13 protein-coding genes are annotated in these 19,852 nt (G+C 73.3%); 5 read left to right on the top strand and 8 right to left on the bottom strand.

Annotation, left to right across the window (positions count from 1 at the left end; translation table 11 throughout):
* Positions 1-28 precede the first annotated feature (28 nt).
* Together ACFUK0_RS19880 and ACFUK0_RS19875 are read right to left on the bottom strand one after the other, a co-directional pair.
* The gene (locus ACFUK0_RS19880) at positions 29-1,729 is read right to left on the bottom strand and encodes a hypothetical protein (protein WP_380251922.1); all 1,701 of its coding nucleotides are present in this window, start codon (positions 1,727-1,729) and stop codon (positions 29-31) included.
* 100 nt (positions 1,730-1,829) lie between these two features.
* Positions 1,830-2,087, bottom strand: a complete 258-nt coding sequence (locus tag ACFUK0_RS19875; protein WP_380251920.1) for an SCO4848 family membrane protein — start codon at positions 2,085-2,087, stop codon at positions 1,830-1,832.
* A gap of 150 nt (positions 2,088-2,237) precedes the next feature.
* Between ACFUK0_RS19875 and ACFUK0_RS19870 the strand changes: the two genes are divergently transcribed.
* Positions 2,238-3,494 (top strand): D-alanyl-D-alanine carboxypeptidase family protein, encoded by a 1,257-nt coding sequence (locus ACFUK0_RS19870; RefSeq protein ID WP_380251918.1) that lies wholly within the window; start codon positions 2,238-2,240, stop codon positions 3,492-3,494.
* A gap of 22 nt (positions 3,495-3,516) precedes the next feature.
* Here ACFUK0_RS19870 and ACFUK0_RS19865 read toward each other — a convergent pair whose 3' ends face one another.
* From ACFUK0_RS19865 to ACFUK0_RS19855, 3 genes are all read right to left on the bottom strand, one after another.
* Positions 3,517-4,464, bottom strand: a complete 948-nt coding sequence (locus ACFUK0_RS19865) for a class I SAM-dependent methyltransferase (protein WP_380251916.1) — start codon at positions 4,462-4,464, stop codon at positions 3,517-3,519.
* An 84-nt stretch (positions 4,465-4,548) separates the two neighbouring features.
* Entirely contained in the window at positions 4,549-5,505 is a 957-nt protein-coding gene (locus tag ACFUK0_RS19860) for a YihY/virulence factor BrkB family protein (RefSeq protein WP_380251914.1), read from the bottom strand.
* A gap of 143 nt (positions 5,506-5,648) precedes the next feature.
* Positions 5,649-6,650, bottom strand: coding sequence for a glycosyltransferase family 2 protein (locus ACFUK0_RS19855; protein ID WP_380251912.1), 1,002 nt, complete (start codon positions 6,648-6,650; stop codon positions 5,649-5,651).
* A 175-nt stretch (positions 6,651-6,825) separates the two neighbouring features.
* Here ACFUK0_RS19855 and ACFUK0_RS19850 point away from each other — a divergent pair, with 175 nt between their 5' ends.
* From ACFUK0_RS19850 to ACFUK0_RS19840, 3 genes are all read left to right on the top strand, one after another.
* Positions 6,826-10,395 (top strand): CDP-glycerol glycerophosphotransferase family protein, encoded by a 3,570-nt coding sequence (locus tag ACFUK0_RS19850; RefSeq protein ID WP_380251910.1) that lies wholly within the window; start codon positions 6,826-6,828, stop codon positions 10,393-10,395.
* A 328-nt stretch (positions 10,396-10,723) separates the two neighbouring features.
* A complete protein-coding gene (locus ACFUK0_RS19845) occupies positions 10,724-13,213 on the top strand; it encodes a CDP-glycerol glycerophosphotransferase family protein (RefSeq protein ID WP_380251908.1) in 2,490 nt (829 codons plus the stop codon).
* A gap of 57 nt (positions 13,214-13,270) precedes the next feature.
* Positions 13,271-14,986, top strand: coding sequence for a hypothetical protein (locus tag ACFUK0_RS19840; protein ID WP_380251906.1), 1,716 nt, complete (start codon positions 13,271-13,273; stop codon positions 14,984-14,986).
* Positions 14,987-15,011: 25 nt separating this feature from the next.
* On the opposite strand, the gene ACFUK0_RS19835 is transcribed toward ACFUK0_RS19840, so the two are convergent.
* The 3 genes from ACFUK0_RS19835 to ACFUK0_RS19825 are packed head-to-tail and all read right to left on the bottom strand — an operon-like array spanning position 15,012 to position 17,983.
* Positions 15,012-15,569: a 2'-5' RNA ligase family protein gene (locus ACFUK0_RS19835; protein WP_380251904.1), complete on the bottom strand. Its 558-nt coding sequence runs from the start codon at positions 15,567-15,569 to the stop codon at positions 15,012-15,014.
* Complete coding sequence (gene trpS, locus ACFUK0_RS19830) at positions 15,569-16,639, bottom strand: tryptophan--tRNA ligase (RefSeq protein ID WP_380251902.1); 1,071 nt, start codon at positions 16,637-16,639, stop codon at positions 15,569-15,571. The genes ACFUK0_RS19835 and trpS overlap by 1 nt, the downstream gene beginning before the upstream one ends.
* Positions 16,640-16,669: 30 nt before the next feature.
* Complete coding sequence (locus ACFUK0_RS19825; RefSeq protein ID WP_380251900.1) at positions 16,670-17,983, bottom strand: hemolysin family protein; 1,314 nt, start codon at positions 17,981-17,983, stop codon at positions 16,670-16,672.
* Positions 17,984-18,165: 182 nt separating this feature from the next.
* Here ACFUK0_RS19825 and ACFUK0_RS19820 point away from each other — a divergent pair, with 182 nt between their 5' ends.
* Positions 18,166-19,734 carry a glycosyltransferase family 39 protein gene (locus ACFUK0_RS19820; protein ID WP_380251898.1) on the top strand — a complete coding sequence of 523 codons (1,569 nt, stop codon included), beginning with the start codon at positions 18,166-18,168 and terminating at the stop codon, positions 19,732-19,734.
* The last annotated feature ends 118 nt before the right edge of the window (positions 19,735-19,852 follow it).

Raw genomic sequence — 19,852 nt, 5'->3', positions numbered from 1 at the left:
GTCCGGACGGGCCCTCAGCTGTCGTGCGTCAGCGCAGGGCGCCGAGGTCCTTCGGGGCGGTGTGGCCGCTGAAGGTCACCAGGTGCCGGCCGGCCGTGACGGCCCACAGGTCCGGTGCGCCGTCGCCGTCGCCGTCACCGGAGCTGCCGAGCACCGGGTAGGCGCCGACGGTGAAGCCGTCCGCGACCACGCCGGCGGCCGGGTCGGCCAGGGCGCCGAAGTCGAGGGTGCCGTCCGCCTTCTTCGGGATCGGGTAGGCGTGCAGCTGCCCGGTGGCCCGCTCGCGGGCCCAGAGCGCCAGGTTGCCGCCGGCGTCGGCGCCGGGCGCGATCAGGTCGTAGCCCGTCCAGGTGCCGGTGGTGGTGAGCAGTTGGACGGCCGAGTAGGAGAAGCTGCCCGGGTAGTACGCCAGGAGGTTGCCGTGCTCCACCGAGACCAGCACCGGCATGTTCCGGTCCGGCGCGTAGGCGTTGCCGAGCGCGACCAGCTGCTCGGCGGCCGACCAGTCCTCGGCGTAGCCGGCGGGGCAGTCGACCGGTGCCGCGCCGAGGTCGTAGCAGCTCGTCGCATCCGGGTGGTCGGCGAGGACCGGGTACTGGGAGCCGAAGTCGCCCGAGGCGAAGTTCCGGTAGGCGTAGAGCGTGCCGGGGTTGCCCGGGGCCCGGACGAGGAGGTCGTCGACCGGTGCGTGCGAGGCGGTCGAACCGCGGTGCAGCACCTCCGTCCCCGTCCACGTGCGTGACCCCCCGGGGGCGAGCGCGGCCGGGACGACGGACGAGGGCGCGGTGCCGGTCGCGGCGGCACTGATGATCTGGAGGTTGCCGGCCGCGTCCGGCAGCAGGATGTCCGGCACGGCGTCGCCGTCGACATCGCCGTCGGCACTCGGCTTGGGCCGGTTGTCCCACGGCGCGTAGAAGGAGTACGAGACGGGCTGCGAGACGTTGCCGGCGTTGTCCACCGCCTGGACGGCGAGCACGTTGCTCCCCCAGTCGGCCGGCTTCACCTGGACGGCCGCGCCGCCGTCGGCGGCCGCCGCCACCGTGCCGGGGTCGCCGCAGTGCTTGCCGACGCTCAGCCCGGCCGGGGCCAGGGCGTACTGGTAGCACGCCACGCCGGAGGCCTGGCCGCCGGCCGGGGCCGGGTCGGTGCCGGTGATGGTGAAGGTGCCGGTCTCGCCGGCGTACTTCAGCGGCTGGGCGCCGGAGCCGCTCGCCGGGAAGTCGGTGGAGGCCACGGTGAGGCCGGGCGCCCGCAGGTCGAGCCGGAAGTGGCAGTCGGCGGTCGGCTTCGAGTGGCGCTCGCCCTGGAAGGCCTTGGCGTGCCAGGCGTAGGAGCGGCCGTCGGCCAGCCCGGTGGCCTGGATGCTCACCCGGCCGGGCGCGCCTGCCGGGGTGTCCCCGCGGAAGACCCGCTCCGGCTCGGCGCCCGAGACGTCCTTGACCACGAAGCGCGTGCTGATCGCCGTCGTGTTGTCGGTGCCCGCCTGGACGACGGCGGTCAGCGTCGGACCGCCGGTGCTGAGGCCGAGCCAGCCGGGGGTCGTGGTCGGGTCGCAGGCGTCGGTGGAGACGCCGGTCGAGGCGAAGCCCGGTGCGGGCGCGGCCTTCGGGTCCGTGACAGTGGGCTTGTCTGCGGCGGCCGCTGCCGCGCCGGGCGCGGCGATCACGCCGGCCGCGAGGACGATCACGGCCGCGGAGGCGAGCCGGCGGAACTGACGGTTCGTTGCCATTGAGCGGTTTCCACTCCCGATTCTTCGCACGTTCGTTCGTTGTCTGCGTACGAGCGAGGATCCTGTCAGGGCGGAACGGACCGGAGCAACGGATATAGCGTCAGCCCGGCAACTGCTGCTTGCGGCCCGCCCGCAGGCCGCGGACACCGACCAGGCCGACCAGCACGCCGAGGACGAAGGACGTCACCGCGAGGGTGAGGTGGATCCAGAAGAAGGCGGTCGGCTGCGCGTGGTCGCCGTCGGTGAAGGCCTGACCGCCGGAGTCCTTCCACAGGTTCTTCACGAAGGTCACCCAGATGATCATCGACCAGACGCCGAAGGCGGTCAGGAACCAGGACGTACGGCGGCTGAGCTTCATGGTTGCGGTCCTCTGGGGCTGTGGACAGGGCCGGGAACGGGCCCGTCCCCAGTATGCGCAGTCGGCCGGACGGCCCTGCCGGGACCCCTCCTGCGGGCGACATCGACCCTGGCGCGGACCGCCGGATCCGAATACGGGTACGGTCTGCGGGTGCAAACACGCCGTCAATTCGCACAGCGGCTGGCCGCCCTCGGCGCCGCCGCCTCGCTCTGCGCGGCTCCGGCCGCCGTCGCCGCCCCGGCCGAGGACCCGCCGCCGCCACCTCCGGCGATCGGCGGCGAGCGGCTCGGCCTGGCGGGCGTCCAGGTCTCGCCGCAGTCCGGCGCCCCCGCGCTGCCCGGGGATCTCACCGGGAAGTCGTGGATAGTCGCCGACGCCACCTCGGGTGAGGTGCTGGCGGCGAACAACCCGCACCTGGGACTGCCGCCGGCGAGCACCATGAAGATCCTCTTCGCGGACACCGTGCTGCCGAAGTTCGACCGGGAGACGGTGCACAAGGTCACCGCGAACGAGCTGACCGGCCTCGGGCAGGGCAGCAGCCTGGTGGGCATCAAGGAGGACCTGGACTACCGGGTCGAGGACCTCTGGCGCGGGGTCTTCCTCAGCTCCGGGAACGACGCCGTGCACGTCCTCGCGCACATGAACGGCGGGGTCGAGCAGACCGTCGCCCAGATGCAGGCCCGCGCGGACGCGTTGCAGGCCCACGACACCCACGTCATCTCCCCGGACGGCTACGACCAGGACGGGCAGGTGTCCTCGGCGTACGACCTGACGCTGTTCGCCCGGGCCGGCCTGCGCAACCCGGACTTCCGGGCCTACTGCGCGACCCGCGACGCGCAGTTCCCCGGCGCGGTCGACAAGAAGACCGGGCAGCGCGGGAGCTTCGGGATCGCCAACACCGACCGGCTGCTCGGCAAGTACCAGGGCCTGATCGGCGTGAAGAACGGTTTCACCACCAACGCCGGCTCCACCTTCGTCGGTGCGGCCGAACGGAACGGCCGCACCCTGCTGGTCACGGTGATGCACCCCACCACCTACCAGAAGGTGTACGACGAGACGGCCGCGCTCCTCGACTGGGGCTTCGCCGCCGCCGGCAAGGTCACCCCGGTCGGGCAGCTGGTGGACGAGCGGGCCTCCGGGCCCGACCCCGCGCCGGTGCCCGCGCCGACCGACCGCGCCGCCACGGGCACCGGACAGGCGGGCGGGACGAGCGGCGACCACGTGGACGATCCCGACCGCAGGGCCGCGCCGCCGGCGGCGTCCGCCCCGGCCGGGGTCAGCGACGGGCCCGCACTGGCCCTGTGCGCGGCTCTGGCGGGCGCGGTGGTGTTCCTGCTGGTCCGCCGCCGCCGGGCGGTCGTCGCGGCCGCCGCACGGGAGCGTGCGGAGCGGCCCGGACAGCCCTGACCGGGCCCGCCTGCGGGCGGCCTCAGGGGGCCTTGCGCTCCCGGGCGGCCTGCAGGCGCCTGCGCACCGCCCTGGTGGCCATCGGGGGCAGGAGGTCGATGGCTATCCGGCGGCCCTTGGACCGGGGCGCCGGGGCCGTCCTCGCCCGCGGGGCGGCCGCCCGTTCGGACGCTGCCCCGGCCGGCGCCACGGCGGCTGCCCCGGGCGGCGGATCGGCCGGACTGCGTCCGTCCCCGAAGAAGCGGACCACCTCGAAGCCGGCGATGGTGTCGCGGGCCAGGCTCCAGCCCTCCTGCTCCCAGTCGTGCCGGAGCAGCATCTCCTGCACGGCCACCGGATCGCCCCAGGTGCCGTAGAACTTCTCCGGGCTGAGAGCGACCGGGCGCAGCCCGTGCGCGAAGACGGCCTCCCAGACCGCCGCGGCCGTACCGGGGGTGTGCACCGAGCGGTAGTCGTCGAAGACCACCACCCCGCCCTTGCCGAGCGCCGCCCGGGCGACCTGCACGTCACCGGCGACGTGCTCGTACAGGTGGGAGGCGTCGATGTGGACGAAACGGCAGCTCTCCGCAGCCACCCGGCCGTCCGCCAGCGCCGAGGTCGGCGCCTGGACGATCTCCGGGAGCGCGGGGTGGAACGCCAGGTAGTTGGCCTCGAAGGCCTGCCGGGTGAGCGTCTTGCGGTACGAGGAGGCCATCTCGTCGGCGTTCGCCGCGTCGGGGGCGTCCGAGTCGAATAGGTCGCAGATCGTGAAGGTCTCGGAGGGCTGCAGGTGCCGGCCTATCAGGATGGCGCTGCGCCCCAGATAGGTGCCGAGCTCCAGCAGGTCACCGGCCGTCCCGGCGGCGGTCTGCCCTTCCAGCAACCGGGTGAAGAGCAACTGGTCGACCGGCCAGAACCAACCGGGGACGTCGTCCAGGCGCCGTGGAGCAGGTCGTCCGGCAGCGGTGGCGTGGATTTCGGCGCTCGTCACGGGCATCTCCAGGTGTCTGCGGCGCGCGGTGGGGTACCGCCGCGGCCGACTGACGCTGAGGCTGATAGTGAACTGTGAGACTAGTCACTTGTCCGACGCCGTGCGAGAGGTAGGACCGAGCCCGGGATCCTCCTCGTCGGCCGCCTCCAGGGCGCGGCGGGCCTGCTCCCGGGCCCGCTCGCGGGCGGCCCGCGGGTCGGCCAGCGCCGTCCAGGAGACGCAGTACATCAGGAGCCGGCAGACGAAGTTGATCCAGAGCAGCAGGGCCACCGGGACTCCGAAGGCCCCGTACAGGCTGCGGCCCGCGACCGAGCCGAGGTAGGAGGCGAGCAGCAGCTTCAGCAGCTCGAAACCGACCGCGCCGATCAGCGCGCCCTCCAGCAGGCTGCGCCGGCGCTGGTCGGTGATCCGGGGGAACGGTGCCAGCAGGTAGGCGAAGAGCACCATGTCCGAGGCGATCGCGATCAGCAGGCCGACGGCGGTGAGCAGGTAGCCGCCGGGGCCGCTGCGGTCGAGTCCGAGCTGGTCGGCGAGCCGTCCGGCGAGGGTGGTGCCGGCGGCGGAGGCGGCCAGCGAGAACAGGCTGACCAGGCCGAGACCGAACAGCACCAGGCAGTCCCAGCCCTTGCGCAGCAGCGGATTGGCGGTCTCCTCGGGCAGCAGCCAGACGTCCCGGATCGCGCCGCGCATGGTGTCGACCCAGCCGAGTCCGGAGAGCAGCAGCAGGATCCCGCTGATCGCCCCGACCGTGCCGGCGTTCGCGACCAGTGAGTTCAGGTCCAGCGAGTCGGACAGGCCGGGCAGCTGGTCCTCGATGCGCTGCTGGAGGTCCTGGACCCGGCCGGGGGTGAGTGCCGCGACCGCGATCGCCAGGGCCACCGTGAGCAGCGGGAAGAGCGCGAGGAACCCGAAGAAGGTGATCGCGCCGGCCAGGCGGTTGCCCTTGGTGGCGGTGAAGTGCTCGTAGACCCGGTACGGACGGCTGCGCAGCACCCGGGCGGCGAGCGGGCCGACCACCGGGAGGCGGGTGAGGAATTCCACAGCGGGCCCCTGCCCTCGGGTCGGGCCGGCCTGCCCGCAGGCCCGGGGCGGCCGGGATCCGGCGGTTCGTCCCGTTATACCGGCCGCGGTGCCCGGAGCGGCTGAGGCGCCCCGGCCCCGGCCGCCGGTCTCAGCCGCCCGTCTCAGCCGCGGGCGACCAGCCTGCGAGTGCGGGCCAGCGCCCGGACGGCCTGGTACGAGGTGTAGCGGCCCTGGCTGAGCAGTTCGGTGCGCAGGCCGGCCGCGCCGGCGGGGGGCCGGTAGCCGGCCGGCCGCAGCCGGGCGCAGTGCTCGGCCGCGCGGCGGAAGAACTCCCGGCGGTCGCGGGGCGGGATCCGGCCGGGCCGGCTGACCACGGTGTTGAGGTGGTGCAGCATCCGCCCGTAGACGACCGGCCGCCAGTGCACCAGGTCGGGGCGGCGGTCGAGGAAGGCGAAGACGAGGTCGTACTGGTCGAACACGTCGAAGTGCTTGCGGCTCGCGGTGGCGAGGATGTTCCCGCCCTCCTGGCGCTGGCGGTAGTGCACGCCGACCCGGTCGAGCAGGGTGATCCGGCCGGCCGCCAGGAGCGCCGGGTACGTCCAGGGGGTGTCCTCGTAGTAGCCGGCCGGGAAGGTCAGGCCCTGCTCGGCGACGAAGTCCCGGCGGTAGGCCTTGTTCCACACCACCTGGAGCAGTTCGAGCAGGTCGGGCCGCTCGTCGAGGGTGAAGACGTCGGAGCCGGGGCGGCCGAACACGGCGGCCGAGGCGGCCCGGACGACCCGGCCGTCGGCGTACGTGCGGGCGTAGTCGTGGACCAGGATGTCCGGGTCGGCGCAGTCGCGCAGCCGGTCGTGGACGGCCTGGAGCAGCCCGGGGGTGTAGGTGTCGTCGCTGTCCAGGAAGAGCACGTAGTCGCCGGTGGCGTGCTCCAGCCCGGCGTTGCGGGCCCGGCCGAGGCCGACGTTCTCCGGCAGGTGCAGGACGCGCACGCGCTCGTCGCGCCGGGCCGCCGCGTCCAGGATCGCACCGCAGCCGTCCGGGGAGCGGTCGTCCACCGCGATCAGTTCGAAGTCCGCGAAGGACTGCCCGAGCACCGATTCGAGGCACTCGGGGAGGTACTCCTCCACCCGGTGGACGGGGACGATCACGCTGAAGCGGGGCATCGGGCCATCATTCCAGGCCGGACGGGCGGTCCGCGGGCGGGGCGCGGAGTCGGGCCCGGGAGGCGGCAGGCCCGGCGGGTAGGATCCAGGCACGTGTGCGGCCGGACGATGTGACCGGCACCGCAGATCAAGACCGGTCGCGTTCGCTCCCCCAATTGAAAGGCCCGCGTAGCCGATGGCTCCCCGCCTCTCCATCGTCGTCCCGATCTACAACGTCGAGCGCTACCTCGTGGAATGTCTGGACTCGATCGCCGCCCAGACCTTCGAGGACTTCGAGGTCGTCATGGTCGACGACGGCTCCAAGGACGGCAGCGCGGCCCTTGCCAAGGCCTACGCGGCCAAGGACTCCCGGTTCCGGCTGGTGCAGCAGGTGAACAAGGGCCTCGGCGCGGCCCGCAACACCGGCATCCGGAACGTGACCGAGGGCTCCGAGTTCCTCTGCTTCGTCGACAGCGACGACTCGATGCCGCCCAGCGCGTACGAGCTGATGATCAGCACGCTCGACGAGACCGGCTCCGACTTCGTCACCGGCAACGTGCTGCGCTTCCGGGCCGTCGGGTACTACCAGTCCAACGGGCACGTCCGGCCGTTCAAGGAGACCCGCCTCAAGACCCACATCACCGAGATCCCGGCGCTGGTCACCGACCGCACCGCGTGGAACAAGGTGTACCGGCGCTCGTTCTTCGACGAGGTCGGCCTGCTCTACCCCGAGGGCATCCTGTACGAGGACGCCCCGGTCAGCGTGCCGCACCACTACTACGCCCGCAGCGTGGACGTGCTCACCGAGCCGATCTACCACTGGCGCGAGCGCGAGGTCGGCGAGATGTCGATCACCCAGATGCGCACCAACCCCAAGGGGCTCATCGACCGCGTCAAGTCGGTCGAGCTGGTCCGCGCCTGGCTGAAGAAGCAGCCCGAGCCGCGCTTCGCCGAGTACCTGCGCTCCTACGACGAGAACACCCTCGTCGAGGAGATCCCGATGTTCTTCTGGTCGGTGGTGGACGGCGACCAGGAGTACCGCGACGCCTACCGCGACAGCGTCGGCCGGCTGCTGCGGGCGATCGGCCCGGAGCAGGTCCGCAAGCTGCGGGCCCCGCTGCGGCTGAAGTACCACCTGACCCTGCAGGGCCGGATCGACGAGTTCGTCGAGCAGATGGAGTACGAGGGCAAGAGCAACGGCGCGGCCCCCGCCCGCGGCCTGCTGCGCCCGTACGCCGACTACCCGTTCCTGCGCGGCGGGCGCAAGAGCGTGCCCGCCGACGTGCTGCGGCTCGAGAGCTCCGTGGTCATGCGCAGCCGGCTCTACGGGTCGGCCTGGGTGGACGGCAAGCTCGAACTGACCGGGCACGCCTTCCCCGAGCACCTGGGCGCCGAGAACCGGCACGACATGGTCAAGGTGCTCGTCCTGCGCGAGGCCAAGGGCCGCCGGGTGCTCGCCGTGCAGACCAGGGCCCAGTACAGCCCGGAGGCCACCTCCAGCAGCCCGCACGACCTGTACAGCTGCGACTGGGCAGGCTTCACCGCCTCCATCGACCCGAAGCGGCTCAAGCACCGCGGCCGGTGGAAGGACGGCAACTGGCGGGTGCTGGTCGCCGGCGCCGGCAAGGGCGGCGTCTTCAAGGGCCGGATCTCGGCCGGCTGGAGCGACAGCGCCGCCTACCTGCCCGCGCACTGGGTCGAGCAGGACGTCCGGGTGGTGCCGTGGGTCAAGGACAACTTCGTCTACCTGCGGGTGGAGAACGTCCGCGCCCGGGTGACCGCGCTGGCCGCCACCGGCGGGCAGGTCGAGGTCACCGGCACCGTGCGCACCGGCCCGGACCTCGCGGGCGCGCAGCTGCGGCTGCTCCACGTGGAGTCGGACCGCGCGCTCACGTTCCCGCTGGAGCTCGGCGTGCCGGCCGGCCAGACCCAGCCGTTCACCGCCGTCTTCCGCACCGCCGAGCTGACCGAGGTCCGCGAGGCCTGGGCGGCCCTCGACCCGGTCGCCGAGGACCGGGCCCGCGACCGCTGGGACACCGAGCTCCTGCTCGTCGACGGCAGCACCGTCCCGGTGGTCCTCGACGACCGGATGCCGCCGGCGCCGCTCAACCTGGCGCTGAACCCCGCCGCGGCCCCGGGTGAGCGGCGCGCGCTGTACTCCAAGCCCTCCCCCACCGGGTTCCTGCAGTTCGCCGACCAGGTACTGCAGCCGGTGGTCGAGAGCATCACCGCCCGCGGCGAGGACGGCTACCTGCTCAGCGGCAGTTTCCCGCTGCCGGGGACGCACCGCTACGAGGTGGGGATCCGCCACTCCTGGCGCGACGAGGAGCACAGTTACCCGGTCGAGATCGCCGACGGCCGGTTCCGCGCCGCGCTGCCGTGCGTGCCGACCGCCTCGTTCACCGGCCGGGTGCCGCTGCCGCAGGGCACCTGGGAGGTCTTCTTCCGGCCGGCCGGAAGCGCCCCGGAGACCGAGTGGCCGCTCGCCCTGGTGACCCCCGACTGCTTCTCGGTCCTTCCGTTGGAGGTCGATTCGCGCGGCAAGCGGATCGCGCTGGAGCGCCGCCACTACGACGGGCTCGCGATGGAGTCGCACTCCGCGCTGCTCCCGGAGGAGCGCAGCGGCTACCGGCAGCGCCAGATGCGCACCACCGACTACCCGGCCGCCCAGCGGCGCACCATCCGCGACACCGTGCTCTACCACGTCCCGGCGGGTGGGCACTACGCGGACTCGCCCCGGGCCGTCCACGAGGAGCTGGTGCGCCGCGGGCTGCCGCTGGAGCACCTCTGGGGCGTCGAGGACCTGCAGTCCGAGCTGCCGCAGACGGCGACCGCCCTGCGGCAGTGGAGCCCCGAGTGGTTCGAGGCGCTGGCCACCGCGAAGTACATCGTGACCAGCGGGCACCTGCCCGACTTCTACACCCGCCGCCCCGGCCAGGTGCTGCTGCAGACCTGGAGCGGCACGCCGCTGAAGCAGATCGGCCACGACTTCGCGAAGATCTGGTTCATCGACAACAACTACCTGAAGCAGCTCGACCGGGAGGTCGAGCACTGGAGCCTGCTGGTCTCGGGCAACCGCTTCTCGACGCCGGTGCTGCGGCGGGCGTTCGGGTTCCAGGGCGAGATCCTGGAGACCGGCTCCCCGCGCAACGACATCCTGCACGCGCCCGACCGGGAGAAGGCCGCGGACCAGATCCGCGAGCGGCTGGGCCTGCCGCAGGGCAAGAAGGTCGTGCTGTACGCGCCGACCTTCCGTGAGGACCGGCGCCGCCCGAACGGCGGCTACCAGCTCGACATCCGGCTCGACCTCGCCGCGGCGCAGGCCGCGCTCGGCGACGACCAGGTCCTGCTGGTCCGCGGCCACCACCAGATGCAGGGGCAGATCCCCGGCGCCGGCAACGGCTACGTCTGGGACGTCGGCAGCTACCCCGACATGGCCGACCTGCTGCTGATCGCGGACGTGCTGGTCACCGACTACTCGTCGGCGCTGTTCGACTTCGCCGGCACCGGCAAGCCGATCCTGTTCTTCACCTACGACCTGGAGCACTACCGCGACAACCTGCGCGGCTTCAGCCTGGACCTGGAGGCCGAGGCCCCCGGTCCGCTGCTGGCCACCTCCGAGGAGCTGGTCTCCGCACTGGGCAGGCTGGACGAGGTCACCGCCGAGCACGCGGAGCGGTACCGCGCCTTCCGGGAGGCGTACTGCGAGCTGGACGACGGCGGCGCCGCCGCCCGCGTCGTGGACGGGCTGCTCCGCCAGCGGTAGACAAGGAGCACAGGGACGACGAGCACAGGCACCCGGCGCGAGCGGATCGCGCCGGGTGCCTTCGCACATCCGGGCCTTTACCGGACCCCTACAGGCTCTTGTCCCGCGCATTGCCTTCCGGATCACTTATCGAACAAGTGTTTCGTAAACGAATCTCCCAGGATGTTCACGGGGACAATCAGTTGACCTGGGGCGCCCGCGCAAGGTGGGATGGCCGTTCGGCCCGTCATTCCGCACACCTCACCGGCATCTCCGGATCCCCGACAGGTCACCGACGGGCCCTCGGCCACCGCCATGGCCGGGTCTGCCGCCACGAAGGACCTCTCCCATGCCTGTCACCACCCGCCGTCTGCTCCCGCGCTCGCTCACCGTCGCGGCGCCGCAGGAAACCCACGGCGACGAGCCCGAGTTCGGCCTGCTGCGGGCCCGCTGGGTGCAGCGCGGGCTGGAGCTCACCGGCTACGCCCGGCCCGCCGACCTGGACACCTCGTACCGGGGCAGCGCCTGGACCTGGCTGACCCTGCAGTCGGAGCACGGGGAGCACCGGCTGACCCTCCGGACCAGGCCCCGGTATCTCCCCGAGGTCACCGACGACAGCGCACAGCCCCTGCACAACCACGACTGGTCGGGGTTCACGGCCGTCGTCGAGCCGCGGCGCCTGAAGTCCGCCGGCGGCTGGACGGAGGGCGACTGGCAGGTCGGGGCCACCCTGTTCACCCGCCCGCGCCCCACCCGGGTGCGCCGCCAGGAGGGCACGCTCGCCCCGCACTGGTGCGGCTCCGGCGAGTACCCTCCGGCCCGCTGGGCCGACGGCGAGGTGCGAATCCAGCCCTACTTCCGCGACGGGGCCCTGCGGCTGCGGGTCGAGCGCCCGCGCGTCCGGCTCACCTCGGCCGGGCCGGCCGACGGCGGCCTGGAGCTGCGTGGGAGCGCCCGGGGCGGGGCGGCGGGCGGCGTGCTGCGACTGCGGCACCGGGAGTCGGACGCCGTCCTCGACCTGCCCGTGCGGGGCGCCGACGGCGACGGCTTCGCTGTGCGGCTGCCGTTCGCACCGTTCACGGCGGACGGCCGGGGCGCGGGCGACCTCGAACACTGGGACGTCGAGCTGGCCGGCCCCGACGGCGCCGCCGAGGCGCCCGTGCTGGACGAGCGCGGCGGACCGGTCAGCGGCCAGCACGCGCTGCCGGCCCCCGACCGGGTGCTGTACCTCAAGCACCTCGCCGACGGCCGGCTCCAGCTGTGCGTCCGCCCCGGGGCCGCTCTGGTCGACCGGATCACCGCCCGGGGCGACGGCTTCGAGCTGTCCGGCAGCTGTCCGCGCCCGGGGAACGGCCCGCTGGAACTCGTCCTGCGGCACGGCAACGGCACCGGGGAGGTCCGCCACCCCGTCGGCCTCGGCGAGGGCGACCGGTTCCTGGTCGAGCTGCCCGCCACCGTCACCGGCCCGGGCGGCAGCCCGCTGCCGCTGCGCAAGGGCATCTGGGAGCCCGTCCTGCGCCCGGCCGGCGGCGCCGGCCCCGAACGCCCGCTGATCGCCGCACCCGCCGCGCTGCCCGCCCTGCCGGCCGCCGCCGAGGCCGGCGGCAAGCAGGTGCTCGTCCAGCGCCGCTGGCACGACACCCTGCTGCTGGACTCCACCCCGGTCCTGAGCGCCGCCGAGCGCAGCGCGTACACCCAGGAGCGGCTGCGCGGCGAGGCCTACCCCGCCGCCCGCCGGAAGCCGGTGCGCGACACCGTGCTCTACGACGTCTTCGGCGGGCGCGGCTACGCCGACTCCCCGCGTGCCGTGCACGCCGAGCTCGTCCGCCGCGACGCGCCGCTGGAGCACCTCTGGACGGTCGACGACGCCCAGGCCGAGCTGCCCGCCGGCGTGCGGGCGGTGCGGATCTGGAGCCCGGAGTGGTACGAGGCGATGGCGACCAGCCGCTACCTGGTCGGCAACACCCACTTCCCCGACTTCCTGGAGCGCCGCCCCGGCCAGGTCGTCGTGCAGACCTGGCACGGCTCACTGCTCAAGCGGATCGCCCACGACGTGGAGAACCCCTGGCTCGCCGACAACGGCTACCTGGAGCAGCTCGACCGGGAGTCCCCGCACTGGAGCCTGCTGCTGTCCCCCAGCGCGTTCGCCACCCCGGTGCTGCGCCGGGCCTTCCGGTTCGACGGCGAGATCCTGGAGGCCGGCTATCCCCGCAACGACGTGCTCGCGGCGCCGGACGCCGCGGCGGCCGCCGCCGTCCGGCGCCGGCTCGGCATCCCCGACGGCAAGCGGGTGCTGCTCTACGCCCCCACCTGGCGCGAGGACCAGCAGCGCGACAACGGGGACGGCTTCCACCTGGGCCTGCGCCTGGACCTGGACGCCGCCCGCGCCGCGCTGGGCGGGGACCACGTCCTGCTGGTCCGCCCGCACGCGCACGTGCGGGAGCCGCTGCCGGGAGCCGGCGACGGCTTCCTGTACGAGGTCGGCGACTACCCGGACGTCCAGGACCTGCTGCTGATCGCCGACGCACTGGTCACCGACTACTCGTCGATCATGTTCGACTTCGCGATCACCGGCCGGCCGCTGCTGTTCTTCACGTACGACCTGGAGCACTACCGCGACACCCTGCGCGGCTTCTACTTCGACTTCGAGGCCGAGGCGCCCGGCCCGCTGATCCCCACCTCGGCCGGGCTGCTGACGGCTCTCAGGGAACTCGCGGACTCCGGTCGCCTGCCGGGCGACCACGCCGCCCGCTACGAGCGGTTCCGCGCCGTCCACTGCCACCTCGACGACGGCGCCGCCGCCCGCCGGGTGGCCGACCGCATGCTGGCCCTGGGCTGACGGCGCGCCACCCGCGCCCGACCGCCCCCGCTGTCCGAACCGTGCCCGGAGTACCACGTGTCCACTGTCACCACCCTTGCGCCGCGACCGCGTGCGGGAGGTCTCCGCGCACCCGCGGCCGCATTCCTCGGGCGACCGCCCCGCCGGCTGCTGAGCGCCCTCGCCGAGGCAGCCGTCTCCTGCGCCGCGGCCCTGCTGTTCGCCTACTGGGCCGTCACCGTCCACGTGAATCCGACCACCCGGGTCGGCCAGGTCAGCGGGCTGGCGACGCTTCAGTTCCGGCTGACGGCAGTCGGCCTGCCGCTGCTCGCCGCCGTCACCGCGACCGCCTTCCACGGCCGCGGCCGGCTGCACCGGCGGGTGGTCCGGGTGGCCTGCGCGGTGATCGCCGGACTGGCGAGCGGCTTCCTGGCGGCCGGGATCCTGGTCGCGCTGAGCGGCACCCCGTGGCCGCTGGCCGGGCAGGGCGACGACAACGGCCACCTGGCCGACTGGGCCGCCATCATCATCAGGACCGGCCACCTCACCGACATCTACCCGCCGCTGCTGCCGCACCTGCAGGCCTGGTGGGCGGTGCACTTCACCGGCGGCGAGCCCTCGCTGGCGATGAAGCAGCTCCAGACGCTGATGATCGCGTTGAGCGGCCCGGCGGGCTACCTGTCCTGGCGGCTGTTCCTGCGTCCGCTCCCGGCGCTCGGCGTCGGCCTGCTGTCGACGCTGCCGGTCGTCCTGCTCTACAAGCCGTACAGCACGCTGACGCTGATCATCCTGGTGCCGCTGCTCGGCAAGTTCGTCCAGGTGCTGCGCCGGGCGCCGCGCCGGCCGCTGCGGCAGTCGGTCACGCTGGGCGCGGTGCTGGGCGCGGCGCTGGCCCTGCTGTTCCTGCTGTACGCGGGGTGGCACGTCTGGTCCGCGCCCGGGTTGCTGGTGGCGGTGCTGGTGTTCCTCCCCTGGCGCTCCGGCCGGCCCGCGCTGGCCCGGGCCGGCGCGTTCCTCGGGGCGGCCGGGCTGGCGTTCGCCGTCCTGGCCGGCAAGTACACGCTCGTCCTGCTCGGTGCGACCGGGACGAAGGACCGCTGGTGCTCCCCGATGGTGCTGGTCGACCCCGGCTACATCGCCATGTCGCCGTACCCGTACCGGGGCGCCGGCGAGATGGGTGCCTGGCCGCCGCCCGGGGAGTTCGGCGGGGTCGGCTGGTTCTCCGTGCTGCTGCTGCTCGGCATGGGCGTGGCGCTCGCTCTCGGGCTGCACCGCTCGCCGGTGGTGGTCACCGCGGCGTGCTTCCTCAGCGCCTGGGCGATCCGGTTCTGGATCTCCTCGAACATGGAGCGGGACCAGGCCGTGCAGCTGTACGTCCGGACGTTCCACCAGCTCCAGTACTGCGGGCTGGTGCTGCTCGGCTGGGCCGCCGTACTGGCCGGCCGCTGGCTGCACCGCCGGCTGGGGGCCCTGCCCGAGCCGGCCGCCCGCCCCGGCCGGCCGCTGCACCGCTCGCGGATCGCCGCCGTCGGCGTCCTCACCGCGGGCCTGCTCTTCGGCGGCATGGCCGCCTCGGCCACCGTGGACGCCTACATGCCGCAGGACCCGAAGTACGGCTGGCTCAGCGGCCAGGCCTGGTACGCCCACCAGATCCGCAAGCCGGACGGCGCCTGCCCGAAGTACGCCCAGGACGGCAAGTGCGCCGACCCCCGGCCATACGCCACCCACCAGGCCGCCCCCGCGGCCGACACCGGCACGATGGGGACCTGCGACTACCCCTGGAAGCGCGACTGAGCGGACGCCGCCGCCGGCAGCCCTGTCAGTGCGGCCCGAACGCGTACGCGCGCCAGGGCCGCCAGACCGCGTCGGCGTCGAAGCGGGAGAGGCTGAACCCGGTGACGGGGAAGGCCGCCAGGAACGGCCTGGCCTTCTCGTACGCCTGGTCGAGGACGTCCTCGGGCAGGCCGTGGGCCACCGTCACGTGCGGGTGGTAGGGGAAGGCCAGCTCCCGGGCGAGCGGCCCGGCGCGGACGGCGGCCTCCAGCAGCCGGCACTCGTGCGCGCCCTCCTCGACCCGGACGAAGACCACCGGGGAGACCGGACGGAAGGTGCCGCTGCCCTTGAGCAGCATCCGGAACGGCCGGTGCGTGCCGGCCACCTCGGCCAGGTGCTTCTCGACCTCGGGCAGCCGGGCGGCCGGCACCTCGGTCGGCGGCAGCAGCGTCACATGCGTCGGTATGGACCGCGCCTGCGGGTCGCCGTGACCCGCCCGCGCGTCCTGGATCTCGGACCCGAACGGCTCGGGGACGCTCACGGACACACCGATGGTGACGACCTCGGGGAGGCCGCCACCAGCGGGGAGGGTCGTCTGCGGCATCAGCGCTCGGCGGGCTTCGGGGCGGCGGGCCTCGGGCTCGCCGGCTTCAGGAACCCGATCCGGTCGTACACCGCTTCGAGGGTCTCGGAGGCCACCGCACGGGCCTTCTCCGCGCCGACCGCGAGCACCCGGTCCAGCTCGGCCGGGTCCTCCAGGAAGCCCTGGGTGCGCTTCTGGAAGGGCGTCACCCACTCGGTGAACAGCTCGGCCAGCTCGGTCTTCAGGGCGCCGTACATCCTGCCCTCGAAGTGCTCGACCAGCTGGTCGATGCTCTGCCCGCTGAGCGCGGAGTGGATCCGCAGCAGGTTGGAGACGCCGGCCTTGCCCTCCTCGTCGTAGGAGACGACGGTGCCGGTGTCGGTGACGGCGCTCCTGAACTTCTTGGCGCTGGCCTTCGGCTCGTCCAGCAGGTTGACCAGGCCCTTGGCCGAGGAGGCCGACTTGCTCATCTTCGCCGTCGGGTCCTGGAGGTCCAGGATCTTCGCCGTCTCCTTGAGGATGTACGGCTTGGGCATGGTGAAGGTCGGCGCGTAGCGGGTGTTGAAGCGCTCCGCGAGGTCGCGGGTGAGCTCCAGGTGCTGGCGCTGGTCCTCGCCGACCGGCACCGCGTCGGCCTGGTACAGCAGGATGTCGGCGATCTGCAGGATCGGGTAGGTGAACAGGCCCACCGAGGTGCGGTCGTTGCCCTGCTTCGCGGACTTGTCCTTGAACTGGGTCATCCGGGCGGCCTCGCCGAAGCCGGTGAGGCAGTTCATCACCCAGCCGAGCTGCGCGTGCTCGGGCACGTGGGACTGCACGAACAGGGTGCAGCGCTCCGGGTCCAGCCCGGCGCCGAGCAGCTGGGCGGCGGAGATCCGGGTGTTCTCGCGGAGGGTCGCCGGATCCTGCTCGACGGTGATCGCGTGCAGGTCGACCACCATGTAGAAGGCGTCGTTGGCCTCCTGGAGGTCGACCCACTGGCGCACCGCGCCCAGGTAGTTGCCCAGGTGGAACGAGCCGGAGGTGGGCTGGATGCCGGAGAGAACCCGAGGGCGGTCCTTGACCGGACCGCTGACCGCTGCGTTGACCATGCGGGCCATTGTTCCAGCTTCACCGACCGCTCAGGAAACGTCTTCGGCGGAGGGTTGCGACAGTGTGACGGCACTCACCCTGAGCCGGGCGATCCGGCGGCCCTCCAGTTTGGCCACCGTCAGCAGCACGCCGTCCGCCATCCGCACCTGGTCGCCGTCCAGCGGCAGCCGGCCGAGCTCCGCCACCACGTAGCCGGCCACCGTCTCGTACGGGCCCTCCGGAACGGTGACGCCGGTCTCCTCGGTGAAGTCGCCGAGGTTGAGCAGCCCGTCCAGCTCCATGCCGCCGCCGGCCAGCCGGCGGGTGGTGGTCGGCTCCTGCGAGTCGTACTCGTCCCGGATCTCGCCGATCACCTCCTCGACCAGGTCCTCCAGGCTGACGATCCCGGCCGTGCCGCCGTACTCGTCGACCACGATCGCCAGGTGGTGCCCCTCCCGGCGCATCTCCCCCATCGCCTCCAGCACCCGCTTGGTGGCCGGCAGCAGCTTCACCGGGCGGGCCAGGTCGCGCACCCGCACGGCCTGCTCGCCGCGCGCGCCGTACAGGTCGCGCACGTGCACGAAGCCGACCACCGCGTCGTAGCTGCCCTCGACCACCGGGTAGCGCGAGTGCGGCGAGGAGCTGGTCTCCTCACGGACCTCGGCGAGCATCCGGTCCGCGTCCAGGAAGGTCACCTCGGTGCGCGGCACCATCACCTCGCGCAGCTGCCGCTCCCCCGCCGCGAAGACGTCCGCGATCAGCGCGCGCTCGTCGCTGCCCAGCTCGGTGTTGGCCGCGACCAGGCCGCGCAGCTCCTCCGAACTCATGCTCCCCCGGCCCGCCTTCGGATCGCCCCCGAACAGCCGGACCATCAGGTTGGTGGAGTGGCCGAGCAGCCAGATCGCCGGGCGCAGCGCCACCGACATCACGTCGACCACGGGCGCGGCGAGCACGGCGATCGAGTCGGCCCGCTGGAGGCCGATCCGCTTGGGCGTCAACTCGCCGAGGACGAGCGAGACGTAACTGATCACGAGGGTCAGCACGACCAAGGCGACGGCGTCGGCGGGGCCCGGCGACAGCCCCAGCCCGACGAAGAGCGGGGCGACCTTGCCGGAGAGCGTGTCGGCGCCGAACGCGGCGGACAGGAAGCCCATGCAGGTCACCCCGACCTGGACGGCGGCCAGGAAGCGGTTGGGATCGGCGGCGAGGTGGGCGGCCCGGGAGGCCCGGCGGGTGCCCTTCGCCTCCAGGGCCCTGATCTGGCCCTCCCGCAGTGAGATCAGCGAGATCTCCGCGACGTTGAACAGCCCGCCCAGCATGATGAAGACGAGGACGAGCGCGGCGTCCCCGAGGGTTTCGTTCACAGCGGGTCAGTCTAGGGAGTCCCGGCCACCGGCAGCCGCACGGCGGCCCCCGGTCCGTGGCGGAGCCCGCCGAACCGCCGGAGCCGGAGCACAGCAGAAGTGAGAGGATTCGTGCGCCCGGTGATCTGCGCCGGCACCCGATGATCTGGGGCAACCCAGCCGATCCATCCCCAGGGCGATCCATGACCGCAGCGACTTCCGCCACCACCACCGACGTCCCTGACCGGCCGCGGTCCAGGGCCCTCCACCGACGCTCGCTCCCGAACGGCTTCCTCACGGCCCGGTACCTGCGGCCGCTGCGCAGCGTGTGGTTCTGGCCGGTCCTGGCGACCCTGGCCGCCGGACTGTACCGGATCGGCGGCCCGGTGCTGTGGCACGACGAACTCGCCACGCTGACCGTGGTGCACCGGACCAGGTCGGAAATCCTGGCGATGCTGCAGAACGTCGACGCCGTCCACGGCGCGTACTACCTGTTCCTGCACTACTGGATCAACGTGTTCGGTGACTCCCCGGCGATGCTGCGGCTCCCCACCGTGCTCGCCATGGCCGGTGCGGCCGCCTGCGTGGCCCTCTCCGGGCGCCGGATGTTCACCCCCCGCGCCGGCGTGACCGGTGGCTTGGTGTTCGCGCTGATCCCGAACGTCACGCGGTACGGCCAGGAGGCCCGGTCGTACGCGTTCGTCGTGCTGGGAGCCGCGCTGGCCATCCTGCTGCTGCTCCGCGCCCTGGAGCGGCCCACCGTGCTCCGCTGGCTGGGCTACGGGATGTGCGTCACGGCTGTCGCCTACATCCACCTGGTGGCACTGGTCTTCCTCGGCGCGCACGCCTTCGGGACGGTGCTGGCCTGGTGGCGCCGGCGGGACTGGCGGCTGCCGGTCGGGTTCGCCCTCGCGGCCGCGGCCGGCGTGGCGGCCGCGTACCCCTTGATCAAGCTGGGCCAGGCGCAGTCCGGGCGGCAGATCGGCTGGATCGTCCGGCCCACCGTCCAGGATCTCTCCGGCATCTGGCCGCAGATCTTCGGCAGCACGCTGCTGGCCGGCGCGGTCGTCCTGGCGGCGGCTCTGGCCTGGGGGTCGGGCCGGACCTGGGCCGCGGCCTTCGGCACCACGGCGGCGGCCCTGCCGGTGCTCGCGATCTGGGTGATCTCCCGGAACGCCCAGGTCTCCTACTTCATGCCGAAGTACCTGTTCTTCGTGCTGCCCGCGTGGGCCGTCATGGCCGGCGCCGGCATCGCCCTGCTGCGGCTGCGCGGCATCGCCGCCGGTCTGCTCGCGCTGGCCGTGATGGTCCTGCCCGACCAGTCCGTGATGCACCGCGAGCTGTCGCACGCCGACTACACCTACCCCACCGCCGTCACCTGGTTCACCCCGCTCGACTACCGGGCCGCGGCGAAGATCGTCGCCGACGGCTACCTCCCCGGCGACGGCGCCGCGTACGGCCAGCAGCAGTACGCGCTCTGGTGGGGGGTCGACACGGGCATCGAGTACTACCTGCCGGACAGCATCCGGCTGCGCGACGTGCTGATGGGGAAGACCGGCGCCGAGCGGAGCGACCTGTGGCCGACCAGCTGCGGCCAGCCCGCCTCGTGCCTGGGCGACGAGCCGAGGATCTGGTTGGTCTCCAAGGACGACGGCGGCGACCCCCTGAGCACGGTGACCCCCGAGGCCGCGGCCGCCCTGGCCGCCCGGTACACGGTGAGCTCCGTCCGGCAGGTCAGCGGGATCAGCGTGGCCCTGCTCGTACGGCGCTGACACAGGACGGCGGGCGCGCGGCCCCCGCGCGCGGGGGGGGGGGGGCGGGGGGCCGCCGGGCGCGGGGGGGGGCGGCGCGGGCGCCCCCCCGGGGCCGGGGGAGTGGGTTGGGGCGGGC

The sequence above is a fragment of the Kitasatospora sp. NPDC057223 genome, assembly GCF_042669755.1.
Taxonomy (GTDB): domain Bacteria; phylum Actinomycetota; class Actinomycetes; order Streptomycetales; family Streptomycetaceae; genus Kitasatospora.
Note: the sequence above shows the minus strand (reverse complement) of the source record. Positions and strands in the feature narration are given on the sequence as shown.

What these genes read in the sequence shown, in the direction of transcription:
- ACFUK0_RS19875 (WP_380251920.1), bottom strand. Translation starts at nt 2,087, where the DNA reads ATGAAGCTCAGCCGCCGTACGTCCTGGTTCCTGACCGCCTTCGGCGTC.
- ACFUK0_RS19820 (WP_380251898.1), top strand. Translation starts at nt 18,166, where the DNA reads ATGACCGCAGCGACTTCCGCCACCACCACCGACGTCCCTGACCGGCCG.
- ACFUK0_RS19845 (WP_380251908.1), top strand. Translation starts at nt 10,724, where the DNA reads ATGCCTGTCACCACCCGCCGTCTGCTCCCGCGCTCGCTCACCGTCGCG.
- trpS (WP_380251902.1), bottom strand. Translation starts at nt 16,639, where the DNA reads ATGGTCAACGCAGCGGTCAGCGGTCCGGTCAAGGACCGCCCTCGGGTT.
- ACFUK0_RS19835 (WP_380251904.1), bottom strand. Translation starts at nt 15,569, where the DNA reads ATGCCGCAGACGACCCTCCCCGCTGGTGGCGGCCTCCCCGAGGTCGTC.
- ACFUK0_RS19850 (WP_380251910.1), top strand. Translation starts at nt 6,826, where the DNA reads ATGGCTCCCCGCCTCTCCATCGTCGTCCCGATCTACAACGTCGAGCGC.
- ACFUK0_RS19880 (WP_380251922.1), bottom strand. Translation starts at nt 1,729, where the DNA reads ATGGCAACGAACCGTCAGTTCCGCCGGCTCGCCTCCGCGGCCGTGATC.
- ACFUK0_RS19855 (WP_380251912.1), bottom strand. Translation starts at nt 6,650, where the DNA reads ATGCCCCGCTTCAGCGTGATCGTCCCCGTCCACCGGGTGGAGGAGTAC.